Genomic DNA, 14650 nt, shown 5'->3' on the forward strand with positions numbered 1-14650 from the left:
ATGGCACGTTTCTCTTTCCGCCTGCCCGACATCGGCGAAGGCATTTCCGAAGCCGAGATCGTCGCATGGCACGTCGCCGTAGGCGACCGCGTCGAGGAAGACGGGCGCCTCGCCGACATGATGACCGACAAGGCGACGGTCGAAATGGAAAGCCCGGTCGCGGGCACGGTGGTCGAACTGGCCGGCGAGCCGGGCGATCAGGTGGCGATCGGCGCAACGCTGGTGGTGATCGAGACCGAAGGCGAGGTCGTGCAGCCGGCCGAACCCGAGCGGGTCGGGGCGGAAAACCCGGGCGTTGAAGAGGTCGCAACCTCCCCAGTAGCCGAACGGCAAGATCCTCCCCGGGGAGGGGAGGGGGACCATGCGCAGCATGGTGAAGGGGGGGCGCCACTGGACGCTACACCCAACCATGTTTCGCAGGAGGCCGCCCCCCTCCACCATCCGGCTGCGCCGGACGGTCCCCCTCCCCGTGCCGGGGAGGATAAGGTGCTCGCCTCGCCTGCGGTGCGCGCTCGTGCCAAGGACCTCGGCATCGACCTGTTCACCGTCCGCCACGACGGCCCGCACATCCGCCACGCCGACCTCGACGCCTTCCTCCGCTACGGCAGCGCGCAGGGCTACCGTGCCCCGAACGCCAGCCGCGCGCGCGCGGACGAAACCGTCAAGGTCATCGGCATGCGCCGCCGCATCGCCGAGAACATGGCGGCCGCGAAGCGCCACATCCCGCACTTCACCTATGTCGAGGAGATCGACGTCACCGCGCTGGAGGCGATGCGTGCCGATCTGAATGCCGCACGGGGCCAGCGACCCAAGCTGACCATGTTGCCGCTGCTGATCGTCGCGATCTGCCTGACGCTGCCCGACTTCCCTATGCTCAACGCGCGCTATGACGACGAAGCGGGTGTCGTTACGCGCTTCGGCAGCGTCCATCTGGGGATGGCGGCGCAGACCGATGCCGGGCTGATGGTGCCGGTGATCCGCGACGCGCAGGACATGAATCCTTGGCAGCTGGCCAGCGAGATTATCCGCCTCGCCGAAGCGGCCCGCACCGGTAAGGCCAAATCCGAGGAATTGTCCGGCGGCACGATCACCGTCACCTCGCTGGGGCCGCTGGGCGGGATCGCGACGACGCCGGTCATCAACCGCCCCGAAGTCGCGATCATCGGCCCGAACCGCATCGTCGAGCGCCCGGTATTCCGCGCACGGCCCGGCGGCGGCGAGGAGATCGTCAAGGCCAAGCTGATAAACCTGTCGATCAGCTGCGACCACCGCGTCGTCGACGGGCATGACGCCGCCAGCTATGTTCAGGCATTGAAGCGGCTGATCGAAACGCCGGTGCTGTTGTTCGCCGACTGACCCGTCGGCCTGCGGCAGCCGCGTTCGGGTAGCGTGGGATGCGGAGGGTTGTGGAATGCGGGCAGGATCGATGATCGGCGTGGCGATGCTGGCGGCGGCGGTGGCACCGTCGGCCATCGCGCAGAAGCCGGCAGCGACGGCGGATTACGAGTTCGATTATAGCTACCCGGTACAGGCTGCCCGCATCGCGCCGCTCAAGGCGTGGCTGGAAGCCGACAAGGCGAAACGGCGCGCATGGGTCGTCCGCGCGTCCGCCGAGGCGCGCCGGGAGGCGAAGGCCGCCCGCGCTCCGTTCCGGGCGTACGAGTTGCAGCAGAGCTGGGACGTCGTCACCGAAACGCCGCGCTTTCTCAGCCTGTCGTCGGCCAGTTACAGCGATACCGGCGGGGCGCATGGCAACGGGTCGTCGGGCGGATTGATCTGGGACAAGCGGGCCGGGCGGCGGATGAACGCCGTGTCGCTGTTCGTCTCTCCCGCGGCGTTTCAGTCGGCGGTGATGACGCCGTGGTGCCGCTGGATGCGCGCCGAACGGACGCGGCGCGTGGGTGCCGATGCGGGCAACGATACGACGTTCGGCCAATGCCCGCCGGCGAAGGACGTGACAGTTCTGCTGGGGTCATCGAACGGGCGCGCGTTGAACCGGATCGGCGTGATCGCCGACCAATATGTCGTCGGCTCCTATGTCGAGGGGCCGTATGAACATACGCTGCCGGTGACGCAGGCGGTGCTGCGCGCCGTAAAACCCGAGTATCGCGCGGCGTTTGCAGTTCGCTAGTTCCTTCCCGCAAGCGGGGAGGATCTTACGCGATCGCCTCGCCGAACATCAGCGCCCGCACGAACCGCACCGGCGGCGATCCGTACGAGATGGCGGCGTCGTTGTAGCGCATCAGGTCGAACTTGCTGCCCGCGCGGCGCTCCGCCTCGCGGCGCATGTCCATATGCTCGCTATAGCCGACGAAATAGCTGAGCAGCTGCGTCGACCCCAGCCGGGCGCGGGTCCATTTGCCGGCAGCCTCGCGCTCCTGCTGGAAGGCACCTTCCATCATTAGCTTCATCGCCTGCGCCTCGGTCAGCCCCTCGGTATGGATGCCGATGTCGAGCAGCGTGTTGGTGATCGAGCGCATCCGCATCTTGAGCACGGTCAGCTTGAACAGGGGATCGCCGTCCAGGTAATCGGCATCCGCCATCATCCGTTCGGCATAGACCGCCCAGCCTTCGACGAACGGTCCCGACGACAGCACCGCGCGCAAAACCGACTTGTTTTCATTGCTGTGCGCAATCTGGAGGTAATGGCCCGGCATCGCCTCATGGATCGACAGGTCGTGGATCATGTAGTCGTTATATTCGCGCAGGAACGAGGTCGTCTGCGCTTCGGTCCAGTCGGCTGGGATCGGCGACACGGCGTAGAAGGTGCCGAGATGCTTTTCGAGCGGACCGGGGCTGTCGCAATAGGCGACGGCGACGCCCTGCTGGAACTTCGGCATCTCGATGATCTGCACCGGGGTGGTCGGCACGCGAACGAGCCTTTTCTCGCGGACGAAAGCGGTCGCCTGTTCGAGCGTCGAGCGCGCCTTCGCCATCACGCCCGACCGGTTGGGACGCCGGGCGTAGCTCATTTCCAGCGCGGCCTCGATCGCCTTTTGCTGTTGCGCCGGGGTCGGGCGGGCGGGCGTCACCGGTGCCTTGGGCCGGCCGCGCAGGACGAGCCGGGCAAGGCCATACATTTCCGCGCGGGTTTCGGCGGCGGCCTTCACCGCGCGCGCCTTGATCTCGGTCCGCGACAGCGGGGAGAGCAGCGCGAACTTTACCTTCTGGTCGTACAGCTCGGGGCTGAGGCGGAACTCTCCTTTGGCGGCGGGGACCAGGACCGTGTCGAGCCAGCGCTGCTGCTCGGCGGTCGCGGTCTTCAGCGTGGCGACGGCGCGGTCGAACCGCGCGCGATCGGCACGGCTGAGCGTTGCGCGGTGCGGGGCCAGCATCGTGTCGACGATCTGGAGCACGCCGGCATTCTGCTTCGCGACGGTGGTCGCATAGATCGCCGGCACGCGCGCCGGCACGATGCTCTCGCGCATCTGGGCGAACATCACCGGCACCTGCTCCATCCGCTTCGTCGCGGAGCGCAGCCGCTGCGGCCATGGGGCGAAGTCGCGGGCTGCCAGCGCGTAGAGCCCGCCGGAAATGGTGCCGGCGGCACCCTGCGGGTCCCACGCGAAGGGTTGCAGCACCTCCAGCGTCCACAACTGATAGCGCAGGTCGTTGTCGAGCAGCGCGGCATCGACCTGGTCGTCACGCGACAGCGACGCGCGGGGAATCGCCGCCAGTTCGGCCAGCGTCGCACGCAGGAAGGCGGCATCGCGCGCGCGACCGACGGCGGACAGATCCTCAACCTGATCGTCATAGTCGTGGTTGCCGAGCGCCGTGGCATAGCCCGGATGCAGCCGCGCCATACCGTCGAGATACCGCTTCGACAGACGCGCGAAGTCGCCCGCCGGCCCGCTTTGCGCCAGTGCCGGAAAACTGCCGGCAAGCGGCGCGAGCGCCATCAGCGCAACGAAATGGCGACGGTACATTTGATATTCCCCCAAGGTCGTTGGCGCAGGCTATCGCGCTTCCGGCACGGTACAAGCGGATTCAGTCGGCACCGCGCAGTTCGATCGCGCGGGCAAAGACCTCAGCGAACATTTCCGGTGTCAGCCGCCCGGTATTCTGGTTGTAGCGCGAGCAGTGATAGCTATCGATCAGCGTGACGCCGCTCGGCATCGTGTGTTCGGCCAGGTGCGCGAACCGTGCCTTTGGCAGGCGGCCGCCCAGTACCTTCACCGCCGACTGGTGAGCGATCGCACCCAACGCGATGACGACGCGGAGTGAGGGCATCGCCGCCAGATCGGCGTCGAGGAACGGCCGGCAGGTGCGGATTTCCTCCGGCGTTGGCTTGTTCTCAGGCGGCAGGCAGCGGACGGCGTTGACGATGGCGATCCCCTTGGGCGCAGGCGTGTCGTCGACCTTGCCGGTATAGCTTCCTTCGGCGAGGCCAGTGGCGATCAGCGTGTCCCAGAACAGCGGCCCGGATCGGTCGCCGGTGAAGGGGCGTCCGGTACGGTTGGCGCCTTGCATGCCGGGCGCAAGGCCGATGATCGCCAGCCATGGGTCGGCATCCGCCAGCGGTGCGACCGGGGCGTTCCACCAAGCCGGATGCTCGATCCGGAGACTTTCGCGCAGTTGGACGAGGCGGGGGCAGAACGGGCAGTCGCGCGAGGGTTCGGTCGCGGCGAGGGCGGGGGTAGCGATTTCCATCGCCAGCCGATAGGCGCAGCCGATGGCGACCTCAACCTATGCGATTGCGATCGGTTCGAACCGGCCGGGGCGGCATGGCGGCCCGGTCGCCGAAGTGCGCGCCGCCGTCGCTGCGCTCGACGGGGTCCGCGCGGTCGCGCCGATCATGGCCAGCGCGCCTATCGGCCCGTCGCTGCGCCGCTATGCCAATACCGTGCTGTTGTTGGATACGTCGCTGTCGCCGCCCGATATGCTCGCGCAGTTGAAGGGGATCGAGCGCAGCTTCGGGCGGCGGCGTGGGCGACGCTGGGGATCGCGGGTCATCGACCTTGACATCGTCCTGTGGTCGGGCGGCCGATGGCATAGCCGGGGCCTGTGCGTGCCGCATATCGCGTTTCGAGAGCGCCTGTTCGTCCTGCGCCCGCTGCGCGACGTGGCGCCGGACTGGCGCGATCCGGTCAGCGGTCGCACGATCCGACAGCTGCACCAACTGGTTGACCGCGCTCGTCCGCGGGACTAGGGGCGGGGGCTTCGTGGGCCCGTAGCTCAGTTGGTAGAGCAACGGACTTTTAATCTGTAGGTCTCGGGTTCGAATCCCGACGGGCTCACCACCTCCGCGCCGCCGGGCGCTGCGGCGCGATAACACTGTCACAACGGCGCTTTTAGTGACACGGCTGGATCAGAGTGAGCGAAACCGTGCTCGAGATCAAGGCGCGGCATTCGGCCGGACGCCTATGCCTGATCGCCGTTCGTGATGTGATTGCCGTCGATGGCGTAGGTCGAGAAGTGCTCGGCCTCGGTGTCGACGTAGAAGCCCGACAGCCGCTTCCACCGAATGATCGCCAGCGCAGCGTTTAGGGCGTTCAACTCGACCACCTGGATGTTGGTGGCATAAGGATCGACTCCGTCGTCGGCAGCCATGGGGATCCTCGACCGGTCCCAGACATGGTCCCGCATGGCCGGCGTGCTGGCCGTCGTCCGAACGATCCCGGTCAGGCCGTGTTCTCCAGCCTGCAGCCCCATGCCGACGTCGATGAAGCTGATCCCGCGATCCTCAAGCCGCTCGACGAGTTGGCGCTTGCCCGTCGGATCGTCCGAGCACAGGAACACGAAGTCGAGATTGTCCAGCAGCCGCATCGTCGCCGGACCCATCCTGACCCGGTGGGGCACGACGCCGCGATGAAGGGCAGAATAGATCCTGTCGAAGTGATCGACCTTCGCGCGCCTTTCCGCGAGGGCCGCAAGCGGGACGGCGCCGGGAGCCCTGAACGCGTTGTGCTGCAGGAACAGGTCGTCGTCGAACAGATGGATGCGGGCGACCGGCGTCTTGCTGAGGAAGTCGAGCACATACCCGCCGGTGCCGCCCAGTCCCACGATGCCGATGACCTGGCCGGCCAGTCGGTCTGAAAGATTGCCGATGCCGCTTCGAGAAGTTGCCGTGTCGACGTAGTGGAAGGGGATTCCGATCCATCCGCGGCGACGATGCGGCCGGTGCGGGCGGTGGCGGACGGATCGAGCGCGACCGCATGGCTCGAGATCTGATGGACGAAGGTCACCATCTTCTCGTAATAGTCGACGAACTCGCGCCCGATCGGCTTGCTGCAGAGCCAGTGATCGACCAGGAGCCCGCCGCCCAGATCGCGCCGCTGCTCGCGGGCATGGACCATGTTGACGAGCGGCCTTCCTTCGCGGTCGCAGGGCAGCGCCCCGGTGAACCAGGCCTGATGGTCGCGGGGCGCAATAGTCCGATCGCCGGCGAGATCCAGCGTCGACACGAGCTGGCCCCGCCGAACCCGCCGATACCGATCCACGTAAGGCACGTCGCGCACGACCAGATACCCGGCGACGATGGCCAGTTCGTAGCCATCGTCGACTAGGCGCTGCAGATCGGGGCTACGACTTGTTCGTGGCGCTGACATTGAAGACCTCACCCCGACGCGCGGTGATCGCCTCCTGCGAGAGCAGCGAGCCCTCCGGCCTGTCGGGCGGGCCGCGGCGATAGGTGACGGTCAACGCCCTGCTCGACGCCGTCGTCAGGTCGGTGCCCGGAAAGGCCAACCCGACGAGGTCCTCGAACGTGACGTCGGGACGATCGAGCAATACGGTCCTGCCGTTGATAACCACGGGCACGGAAGCGCGGTCCGGCAGCGCGTCGCGAGCCTCGACCTGCGGCGGCCACGGTGTCGTCAGGTCGATGACCGAGCCCCGACGCAGCGAGGTTTCGCCGCCGTCGAGGTAGAGTTCGACGTCCTCGCCGATGCCCCCGATCCGCCGAACGTCCGTCTCGGTGATCGCCGGATCGCCCCAGTCCCACCCCAACCCGGCGACGCGCAGGTGACGGAGCGTTCCATCGCGGAAGGTGCGGAAGGCGGGACGCACGTCCGCCTGGATCAGCACCGGCTGATCGGGTGCGACATGGGCGGCGCGCCCACCGTCAACCCTGATCACGATCCCGTCCCCCACGCCAGACAGGGCCAGCAGCTGCGCGGCGGTCACTTCCGCCGAGCTCACCGACTGCGCCCTGCCGTCCACATCGATCTCGAAACCATCATTGTCGTCCATGTCGATCTCCTTCCTCATTGTTGGAATTGGGCATCGAGCCACTGGCATGCGTCGGCGTAGATCCTCGCGACGGACCGCTCGCCGCGAAGGCGCGCGAGGTAAGCCAGTCCGTCCTCGGCGAGCCCGCCGACGCGATCGACAACGCCATGATCGACGGCCGCTTCGGCCAAGATCTCGACGAGGTGAAGCGGGACGTCCTGATCTTCCGGGAAGCGGAGGGGAACCGGCTCAAGCAGGCGCAGCAGCGTCGGCGTTAGCGCCGCCGGTTCCTGCACCTGGATCATCCAGTTCACGTGACGCAGGTCGACGGTCGCACCGCAGGCATAATCCACCCACCGTTCCGCCGTCGCGGGATCGATCATACGCGCCAGATCGGTCTGCCCGGCCGCATCGAGATCGTCGATACCGCAGACGCTGACGATGGGGTTGGCGCAGCGCGACACGGCCATGGCGAGAACAGGCGCCGACGGCAGTATCAGGTCCGGCCCGCATGCGGTCGGCCGCAGCTGCTCGATACCGAACGCTCCGCCGACCGTCACGCCGACATGCGGCAACTCGGCCTGGCTCGCGATCCGGCGCGCGACGTGCGTGCGTCCGACCCCCGCAGGACCGCTCAGCATCAGCGGGGGAAGCGTCAGCCAGTCGGCCCCGGTCGCCTCCTGCCGCAATACCGCGCGGTCGATCACGCCGCGCAGAGACGACTGCCAGCCGAAGCCCAGGTCCGCGGTCAGCCGCCTGCGGATTCTGTCCCCGCCGCCACACAGCGGAAGCGCCGCGTCCAGGCCCAGCAGCATCGCGTCGGGCGTGAAGCCCTGCGCCACGAGGACCGACGCCGGCCCTTCGAAGGGGCGTTGCGCAGGCAGGCCGACGGCCAACGGGCCGCCGTCGGGAGCGGCCGCGTTCATTCGCCCCTCCAGAACCTGAGCGGGCGGCGGCCGCCTGAGCCCAGGCCGCGGCGCTTCACGTCCGCCTCCGTCTGTCGCATGCCGGCGATGACCACGCGTTCGAGCGCGACCGCCCCCTCGGCCGCGACCAGGGTGCGAAACTCGGCGAAGCGCGGCCTCTGCCAGCGCATCCAGTCCAGCACGCGCTCGCGCTCCCACTTCTCGGAAAAGCGCATGACAAAGAACGGCTTGTCCTCGTCCCCGCTTTCCAGCGACAGGCCGGGGCGCTGGTTCTTGGGATCGAGGATGAAGAGCTCGATGCGCTCGTGCAGCCGGCGGCGCTCCTCGGCCTCGAGCCGCGCGGTCTCCTCCTGCACCGCGGCCTCATCCGCATCGCGGCGAGCGCCCTCGACCACGATGGCGGAGACGGCCTGGTCGCCGAACAGGAACGCCAGGCGCGCCCACAACGACCACTGATCGGGTCGCCTCGTCATCCAGTCGAAGACCTCGCGGGCCGACCGGGGATCGAGATGGGCGTCCCAGATGGCGTCGCGCCGCCCGGCATCCGGCGCAACGCGTCGGACGAGCAGCACCGATCCCGCTTCCGCGTCGACGGCGGGCCAGCAGCCCGCGCCGACGTCGGGCGCTTCGACGAGCAGCGCCGTGCGGTCCGCGGCGCGGCGGTCGCGGCGGTGGCCGGCGGCGGTCACAGGAACCTCGTCGTGGCCGAGATCTCCTCGAACGTCGGCCCGAGCGCCCTCGCCGAAGTCGAATAGACGTTGGCCGCCAGCCAGAACTCCTCGCGCCCGCGCTCGTCGTCGGTGACCTCGGTCCACCAGGTCTTGCGGGCGGGGTCCCAACGGTATCCGCGCGACCGGAGCAGATCCTTGACCGAGAAGTCCGCACCCACGGCGCGCACCACCCAGCTCGGGCTTGCGGAACGCTCGAGCAGATCGGCGAGCGCGGTCCGGCCGTCCTCGAACGGGTGACGAAGGAGCTGGATCACCGCATCCACGTCGGCGCCCGCCCGGTGGCCGTCGTGGAACCATCCTGCCTGACAGAGCAGGAAGCCGAGGCTCCGACCATCGAAGCCACGGCTGCGCCAGTCGACCTGCTCCATGGTGCAGGCCCAGGCGAGACCCTGTGCCCCCTCGAGCCGACGCTCGACCCAGCGACGGTCGAACCTACTGTGGTGGGCGATCACGATGGTGGCCGATCGCAGCAGGCGAACCGCAGCCTCGTCGTCGATGATCTGACCGGCGACGTCCTCGTCGCGAAGGCCGGTCAGCATCGCGATCTCCGGCGGGATCGGCTTTCCCGGGTCCTCGGTCCATTCGTAGGCGCGGTCGATGTGGGTGATGACGCCCTGATCGTCATACCTGAACCGGCGCATCGCAAGTTCGATGATGGCGTCGCGTTCGACGTCGAGGCCCGTGGTCTCCACGTCGAGCACCAGTCCGACATGCGGACCCTTGGCGATGCCGTCGCCGGTCGGCCCCTCCTGCACGTCGAGCCTGTGCAGGAGGCGAACGGACGAATCGCCGTCTTCCGCGGGCGCGAGTTCGCGCCCGACGTTCGAGAACGTCATGGTCTGTCTCCATTTCGGTTGGGATAGGTTGCTGAGCGGTCGGCGCTGGGGGCGCCGTGGCGAGGATCAGGAGGGGAGGCGCTGCTCGACCGTGATGTCCAGGCCCTCGAAGCTCGCGCGCCGCCGCCGCCGGCCCACCGCGATCAGGGTGTCGACCACCGCAGGCGGCACCATTCCGATCGTCGCCGGGCATTCCGGATCGAACCCGACGCGGATCTCGGCCTGCGCAGCAGCCGCGGACCCGAACCGCGCGCGGATGCGCTCGCGAACCACGGCGGCCGACGGCGCCAGCGAAGCGTGGAAGGCGTGGAGCAGCTCCCCACCGCGAGCGATCACGACGACCGCGCTATAGAGACGCAGCCGCGGAGCGCCCGGCGCGCCGCCCGAAACGTCGCCGCGGGCGCCGCCGGACCAAGGGCCGCCGAAGTCATCCTCGCCGAGGCCGTCGGCGAGGATGGCGTCGATACGCGCCGGCGCCGCATCGAGGCCGATCGACAGGCCGTGCAGCAGAACGGCGCGCAGGCAGTTGTCCCGGTCGAGGCAAGCCTCCAGCGCTGCCGATCCGCGGAAGAGGCGGCGGGGCGCCAACATCCACGCCATCGGATCGTGGCCGATACCTTCGCGCTGGAACCGCGCGCCCGCCTCGGCGGCGACCAGCGCCACGCGGGTCAGGGCCCGGCGGGAGGTCGTCACCACGGCGTCGGAGCTTTCGTCCGCATCCAGGGGGTCCAGATACTCGACCGAGGTGCCTGCGGTCGATGCGGGGACGGTCTGGTATTTCGCATTCAGAGTCATGGCGTTCATGGCCTTGCTCCCGTCGCCGATGGACCTGACGCAGACCCGCCCGATCACGGCGACCAATGATCGGACCGGATCAATGTAGAACCAATCCCAATCATTTCAATCCTTCTAGGAATGCCGAAATGTATTTTGGTGGTTAACGGCGTGGAAATCACCGCCGGCCGGATCATGAGCGCTTGCAGCGGCTGACGCTTCGACTATTCTAGTGGAGTGGAAAAGATGAAAGCGATCGAGGTGATGAGCGCGCTGGCGCAGCCGACCCGTCTGGAGGTCTTCACCCACCTGTCGCGCGCGATGCCGGACGGTCTCTCCGCCGGCGGGCTTGCGGAGCGGATTGGGACGCCCGCCAGCACCATGTCCGTCCATCTGACCATTCTCTCGCGCGCAGGGCTAGTCTCATCGACCAAGGCCGGCCGCAACGTAATCTACAAAGCGGAGCCAGGACCTGTGCGCGACCTTGCGACGTTCCTCGTGAGCGACTGCTGCGTTCAGCGTGGTGCGCCATCGATCACCTACGACGGCGGCAAGCCCAAGGCCTGAGCCGGCGACTTCACCTACATGCGATCAGTAGAAGCGCGCGGCACAGCGCATCGATGGCACCCGATTCCCAAGCGGCGAACGTGACAAGGCCGGCAGCCACCAAGCCTGCGACCCAGTTGGCGCTCGTCTCGACCCGATCGTAAATCCGGCGCGACTCAGCCAGTGGCGTTCGTGCGAGCGCGTCGAACTCGGCATCGGATAGATAGGCGTAGCCCTTGTGCTGCGCGCAGCTTCTAGGCCTGCATAATGACCTAATCACGCTCTGCTAGAGCAGGCCCGCGCGTCCGCTCGACCCCCCTCGAAACACGATGACCTTAGCGCCTGCTTCTAGGCCAGCGGGCGGGTCCACGTTCTCGACGACGATGAACTGACCCATTTCCTTCAACGATGCGAGATGGCTGAAGAAGTGCTGCTTGAGCGATGAGGCGACCAGAGCACGCTCGTCCTCCGTCAACGCATCGTCACCGATCGGATCGCGGTAGGTGAGCAGCGGCGTATCGAGCACCAGGAAGCCAGGATGCGGCAGCCCGCGCTCCTTGCAGAATACCAGCAGCGCCACCTTGAACGCGGCGTGCGTGATGGCACGCACGCCCTTTCCGTTATGACCTCGCAACTTCCCGTCGATACGCAGATCGTAGCTCGCCTCGTCGAACGACACGTGGCGGTCGCCGGGAAAATTCCAGGCGCTCAGGACCTGGCTGACGACTTGGGCGAACTCGTGCACCGTCGGACCATCGACCCCTATCCGGGGGCGATCCGCCTTGCCTGCAGGCTTGCGCGCCGCAATCTCGGCGCGGCGTTCCAGAAGCGACTTCCGCTGATCGAGCAGCGCCAGGCCACGCCTGACCTGGTCACGCACCTCCATGATCTCGGACATGGCGCGACGAGCCTCGGTGGCGCCCGGCGTCAGGCGCTCCAGCTGTGCCTCAGTATCCTGAAGGCTTTCTCGAACGGTAGGCAGATGGTCGACCAGCCTCAGCCGATCCGTAACCAGCTGAGCCATCGTGCTCGCCAGATCAGCGCGCTGCCTGACGATCTTCGCGGCTTCGGCAGCTGCCGCGGCGCGCACCCGCTCGACGTCACCGACCTCCTCATGATGATGCTGGCTGTCGGGCGCAGCCCCGCAGAGGGGACAGTCCCGCCCGCCGCCAAGCGTCAGCAGGAACCCCGCCTCGTCCAGCGCCTCAAGGCGCTGGATGTCGGACACATAAACCGAATCGAGCTGCGCAAACCGCTCAAGGCTCAGGTCGATGTCGTCGAGGCGGGCCGTGGCCATCGAGACCTCCAACCCCAGTCGCCGCTTGCGTTCGAGCAGGTCCCGGATGGAACCCTGAGCCGCATCGAGATCGGCCTGAGCAGCGACGAACGTCGCCTCGAGGCGGTCGTTCTGCTCCTTCAGCTCGTCCGCATCGGCGAACCCGTTCTCGATCTCCGCGTCGACGGCCGCGAGCATGTCGTCCAGCATCTCGATCTGTGCCGAGGTCGATGACTTGAACGTGCGGCTGTCCACCACTTCGACGATCGCGCTGTCGTCGATCCCGGTCAGCAGCAGCTTGAAGGCGCTGCGCTCCGCCGTCTGGGTGACCGGGCTTCCGGTCTGAATGGGCGAACCCTCGCTCTGGATCGTCGTCTCGTCGACGATGCAAAAGCGCGAGATATCGCGGAAGCTGAGCGACCGCTTCTTCCCGTTCGCGTCGACCGCGATCCGCTTCCCGCGCAGACCGACCTGACCCAACAGGAACTGCGATAGGTTCGCGTCGTCAGTGTGATCGTGCTTGGCGCCGAGGACGCGGACATCGTCCGCACCATCCTGCGGAACGGCCAGGCCTGGGCGGACGGCGAAGTTCCCGCCAGCCAGTGCGCGCGACAGCATCTCGTCGCCGTCTGGTGTCGACAGGCCTAGCCAGACCCGCTCATACGGGCGTCGCTCGCTGATGTCCGGCAGCAGCCGCGAGCCGCCCAGCATGTAGTCAATCGCCTTGGTGGCGAAGGACTTGCCCGTGTTCGAAGCGCCGTAGACGAGGTTGAGCCCATCGGCGAAGTCGAGTTCGGAGACGATGCCCGGACCCGAGAAGGCGATCTTGCGGATCACGATCGTCATCAGGATCCACCGCCAGGTTGGGCGCCGTCCGAGCTGAACTCGACCGACCACCTGTCCAGCCGATGCTCCACCTGCCGCGCCAATTCCTCGGCGGACAGATCGGCGAAGTGGTCGACGAGCCACTTCGCGCAAGTCTTCAAGGCTTGGGCGTATTCGGTGCGCATCAGGCTGACGAACGGCGCCGCCTCGTCGCTCGCGCGGAACGAGACGCCATGTTCGTCTGCGACAGCGTCGACGAGGTGGACGCGCCGCATGAGCGTGAGACTGTCCTCGACAAGCCTTCGGCGGACGAGCAGCTCCCCGGTCCGCTCAGGCAACGGAGGGTGCAGGCTCGGCGGCCCGCCCGCGTCTCCCGTGTGAACGACCAGGTGGTCGAACCAGGTCAGCCGGGCGAGGTCGAGCGTCCGTGGATAGGCCGCATCCAGCACGATGACCGCACGGGTGCCCGTCTCGAGCTTGCTGTTGAAAAGCCCGATCACCTCGGACCGGTCGATCACCTCTTCCACACGAACTTCCCGTCGTTGGCGAAGTGATGGCAGAAGCCCTGCTTCACCGGGACCCGCGCGTGCCGCGCGAGCAGTCCGCCGGGCGTCACGGCGGCCGCCTGCGACATCACGGCGTCGATCCGCCCGAGCGTGTCGCCATGATTGCCGCGATAATGGCCGCTGACGCCGTGATAGACATCGTCGTGAAGGGCCTCGAGATCCTCCTCCAGCGTGTTGTCCCTGTAGAACCGGTTGAAGGCGTCGGCTTCGAAGAACCGCTTGCGCTGATCCTGCAAGTGCTCGCCGAATTCGGGATGATCCCCCACGGCGACGTGATCGTCGAACGGCGATCCGGCGCGCTCGCCATACGCGTCGATGAGCTGGCCGAGATACAGCTGTTCGCGGACGTCCACGTCCAACGGCACGATACCGCGGGGCGCGGGGCCGGGGTCTGCGCCGAACCACTTCGCCAGCACGGGCGCCGCAGTCTCGTCGCCCAGGATGTCGTCGACCGTCAGCCGCTTGACCTGGCCGAAGTCGAACGCGTTGACGAGCGCCAGCAGCGACCCCTCCAGCGCGATGGTCTGCCCGGTCACGATCTTCTTGGCGCAAACCGCGTTCCAGCGGTCGATCAGCGCCGTGCGCAACTCGGATGGATTGAAGACCAGTTTCTCCAGATCCCGGCCCATCCCGCGTGGGGCGACGAAGAAGTAGGCGGTCGGCGGCGTGAATTCGCCGCTATCGCTATGATACAGGATCTTGCCCAGCTCGAGCAGCGCTGACGACGTCGCCAAGGTCCGCCCATACTGCTTGCACTGATAGTTGTGCCATGGCCCCTCGTGACGTCGATCGGTCAGGAAGCCGACGATGTCGCGACCCAGGTCGCCCGCGCCGGAGAATCGCTGGACCTCGACATAGTCCGACGTCTTCCGCGCGATCCAGTCGCGGACGAACCGTTCCAAGTCCTCGTCTTCGAGCGCCAGAATCTCGCGGTGGAATCCCATCGACATGGCATAGCGGCGGCGTCGCGCACCCGGCAAGGATGTCGTGCCGGTGCATC

General features: G+C 67.4%; 15 protein-coding genes, 1 tRNA gene and 1 pseudogene. 5 read left to right on the top strand and 12 right to left on the bottom strand.

The annotated features are described in order from the left end of the window. Both PPZ50_RS07835 and PPZ50_RS07840 read left to right on the top strand, forming a co-directional pair. A complete protein-coding gene (locus tag PPZ50_RS07835) occupies window positions 1-1356 on the top strand; it encodes a dihydrolipoamide acetyltransferase family protein (protein ID WP_272815790.1) in 1356 nt (451 codons plus the stop codon). Window positions 1357-1411: 55 nt separating this feature from the next. Further along, the gene (locus tag PPZ50_RS07840; RefSeq protein WP_232307813.1) at window positions 1412-2131 is read left to right on the top strand and encodes a DUF4163 domain-containing protein; all 720 of its coding nucleotides are present in this window, start codon (window positions 1412-1414) and stop codon (window positions 2129-2131) included. Between the two features lie 25 nt (window positions 2132-2156). Here the strand turns inward: PPZ50_RS07840 and PPZ50_RS07845 are convergent, their stop codons facing one another. Continuing rightward, window positions 2157-3926 carry a DUF885 domain-containing protein gene (locus PPZ50_RS07845; protein WP_066686774.1) on the bottom strand — a complete coding sequence of 590 codons (1770 nt, stop codon included), beginning with the start codon at window positions 3924-3926 and terminating at the stop codon, window positions 2157-2159. A gap of 61 nt (window positions 3927-3987) precedes the next feature. Continuing rightward, entirely contained in the window at window positions 3988-4650 is a 663-nt protein-coding gene (locus tag PPZ50_RS07850; protein ID WP_066686777.1) for a uracil-DNA glycosylase, read from the bottom strand. 22 nt (window positions 4651-4672) lie between these two features. On the opposite strand from PPZ50_RS07850, the gene folK reads away from it, so the two are divergent. Together folK and PPZ50_RS07860 are read left to right on the top strand one after the other, a co-directional pair. Beyond that, complete coding sequence (gene folK / locus PPZ50_RS07855; protein WP_066686780.1) at window positions 4673-5149, top strand: 2-amino-4-hydroxy-6-hydroxymethyldihydropteridine diphosphokinase; 477 nt, start codon at window positions 4673-4675, stop codon at window positions 5147-5149. Between the two features lie 15 nt (window positions 5150-5164). Then, a tRNA-Lys gene (locus tag PPZ50_RS07860) sits at window positions 5165-5240 on the top strand. Window positions 5241-5361: 121 nt separating this feature from the next. Here PPZ50_RS07860 and PPZ50_RS07865 read toward each other — a convergent pair. From PPZ50_RS07865 to PPZ50_RS07895, 7 genes and pseudogenes are all read right to left on the bottom strand, one after another. After that, complete coding sequence (locus PPZ50_RS07865; protein ID WP_232307814.1) at window positions 5362-5976, bottom strand: hypothetical protein; 615 nt, start codon at window positions 5974-5976, stop codon at window positions 5362-5364. A gap of 182 nt (window positions 5977-6158) precedes the next feature. After that, window positions 6159-6548, bottom strand: a pseudogene (locus tag PPZ50_RS18880) (DUF6791 domain-containing protein); the annotation flags it as partial. Beyond that, window positions 6523-7191: a multiubiquitin domain-containing protein gene (locus PPZ50_RS07875; protein ID WP_164523810.1), complete on the bottom strand. Its 669-nt coding sequence runs from the start codon at window positions 7189-7191 to the stop codon at window positions 6523-6525. The gene PPZ50_RS07875 and the pseudogene PPZ50_RS18880, both read right to left, overlap by 26 nt. A 14-nt stretch (window positions 7192-7205) precedes the next feature. After that, window positions 7206-8096, bottom strand: a complete 891-nt coding sequence (locus tag PPZ50_RS07880; protein ID WP_066686790.1) for an ATP-binding protein — start codon at window positions 8094-8096, stop codon at window positions 7206-7208. Next, a complete protein-coding gene (locus tag PPZ50_RS07885; RefSeq protein WP_066686792.1) occupies window positions 8093-8785 on the bottom strand; it encodes a hypothetical protein in 693 nt (230 codons plus the stop codon). The genes PPZ50_RS07880 and PPZ50_RS07885 overlap by 4 nt, the downstream gene beginning before the upstream one ends. Further along, window positions 8782-9663 carry a 3'-5' exonuclease gene (locus PPZ50_RS07890; protein WP_084401166.1) on the bottom strand — a complete coding sequence of 294 codons (882 nt, stop codon included), beginning with the start codon at window positions 9661-9663 and terminating at the stop codon, window positions 8782-8784. The genes PPZ50_RS07885 and PPZ50_RS07890 overlap by 4 nt, the downstream gene beginning before the upstream one ends. 66 nt (window positions 9664-9729) lie before the next feature. Further along, window positions 9730-10467, bottom strand: coding sequence for a hypothetical protein (locus PPZ50_RS07895; protein WP_198158464.1), 738 nt, complete (start codon window positions 10465-10467; stop codon window positions 9730-9732). 216 nt (window positions 10468-10683) lie between these two features. On the opposite strand from PPZ50_RS07895, the gene PPZ50_RS07900 reads away from it, so the two are divergent. After that, a complete protein-coding gene (locus PPZ50_RS07900; RefSeq protein ID WP_232307842.1) occupies window positions 10684-11004 on the top strand; it encodes an ArsR/SmtB family transcription factor in 321 nt (106 codons plus the stop codon). A 265-nt stretch (window positions 11005-11269) separates the two neighbouring features. On the opposite strand, the gene PPZ50_RS07905 is transcribed toward PPZ50_RS07900, so the two are convergent. The 3 genes from PPZ50_RS07905 to PPZ50_RS07915 are packed head-to-tail and all read right to left on the bottom strand — an operon-like array spanning window position 11270 to window position 14594. Next, window positions 11270-13105, bottom strand: a complete 1836-nt coding sequence (locus tag PPZ50_RS07905; RefSeq protein ID WP_066686802.1) for a hypothetical protein — start codon at window positions 13103-13105, stop codon at window positions 11270-11272. Then, window positions 13105-13611 carry an ABC-three component system middle component 2 gene (locus PPZ50_RS07910; RefSeq protein WP_206432935.1) on the bottom strand — a complete coding sequence of 169 codons (507 nt, stop codon included), beginning with the start codon at window positions 13609-13611 and terminating at the stop codon, window positions 13105-13107. Before PPZ50_RS07910 ends, PPZ50_RS07905 begins: the two co-directional genes overlap by 1 nt. After that, on the bottom strand, window positions 13599-14594 hold the full coding sequence (locus PPZ50_RS07915; protein WP_126012584.1) for an ABC-three component system protein: 996 nt from the start codon (window positions 14592-14594) through the stop codon (window positions 13599-13601). The genes PPZ50_RS07910 and PPZ50_RS07915 overlap by 13 nt, the downstream gene beginning before the upstream one ends. Window positions 14595-14650: the final 56 nt, after the last annotated feature.

It is taken from the genome of Sphingomonas hankookensis (genome assembly GCF_028551275.1).
Lineage (GTDB): Bacteria > Pseudomonadota > Alphaproteobacteria > Sphingomonadales > Sphingomonadaceae > Sphingomonas > Sphingomonas hankookensis_A.

Excerpts from the sequence above, each read along its gene's own strand:
- PPZ50_RS07915 (WP_126012584.1), bottom strand. The coding sequence starts at position 14,594 with ATGGGATTCCACCGCGAGATTCTGGCGCTCGAAGACGAGGACTTGGAA.
- PPZ50_RS07840 (WP_232307813.1), top strand. The coding sequence starts at position 1,412 with ATGCGGGCAGGATCGATGATCGGCGTGGCGATGCTGGCGGCGGCGGTG.
- PPZ50_RS07845 (WP_066686774.1), bottom strand. The coding sequence starts at position 3,926 with ATGTACCGTCGCCATTTCGTTGCGCTGATGGCGCTCGCGCCGCTTGCC.
- PPZ50_RS07850 (WP_066686777.1), bottom strand. The coding sequence starts at position 4,650 with ATGGAAATCGCTACCCCCGCCCTCGCCGCGACCGAACCCTCGCGCGAC.
- PPZ50_RS07890 (WP_084401166.1), bottom strand. The coding sequence starts at position 9,663 with ATGACGTTCTCGAACGTCGGGCGCGAACTCGCGCCCGCGGAAGACGGC.
- PPZ50_RS07900 (WP_232307842.1), top strand. The coding sequence starts at position 10,684 with ATGAAAGCGATCGAGGTGATGAGCGCGCTGGCGCAGCCGACCCGTCTG.
- PPZ50_RS07835 (WP_272815790.1), top strand. The coding sequence starts at position 1 with ATGGCACGTTTCTCTTTCCGCCTGCCCGACATCGGCGAAGGCATTTCC.
- PPZ50_RS07905 (WP_066686802.1), bottom strand. The coding sequence starts at position 13,105 with ATGACGATCGTGATCCGCAAGATCGCCTTCTCGGGTCCGGGCATCGTC.
- PPZ50_RS07880 (WP_066686790.1), bottom strand. The coding sequence starts at position 8,096 with ATGAACGCGGCCGCTCCCGACGGCGGCCCGTTGGCCGTCGGCCTGCCT.
- PPZ50_RS07895 (WP_198158464.1), bottom strand. The coding sequence starts at position 10,467 with ATGAACGCCATGACTCTGAATGCGAAATACCAGACCGTCCCCGCATCG.
- folK (WP_066686780.1), top strand. The coding sequence starts at position 4,673 with ATGGCGACCTCAACCTATGCGATTGCGATCGGTTCGAACCGGCCGGGG.
- PPZ50_RS07875 (WP_164523810.1), bottom strand. The coding sequence starts at position 7,191 with ATGGACGACAATGATGGTTTCGAGATCGATGTGGACGGCAGGGCGCAG.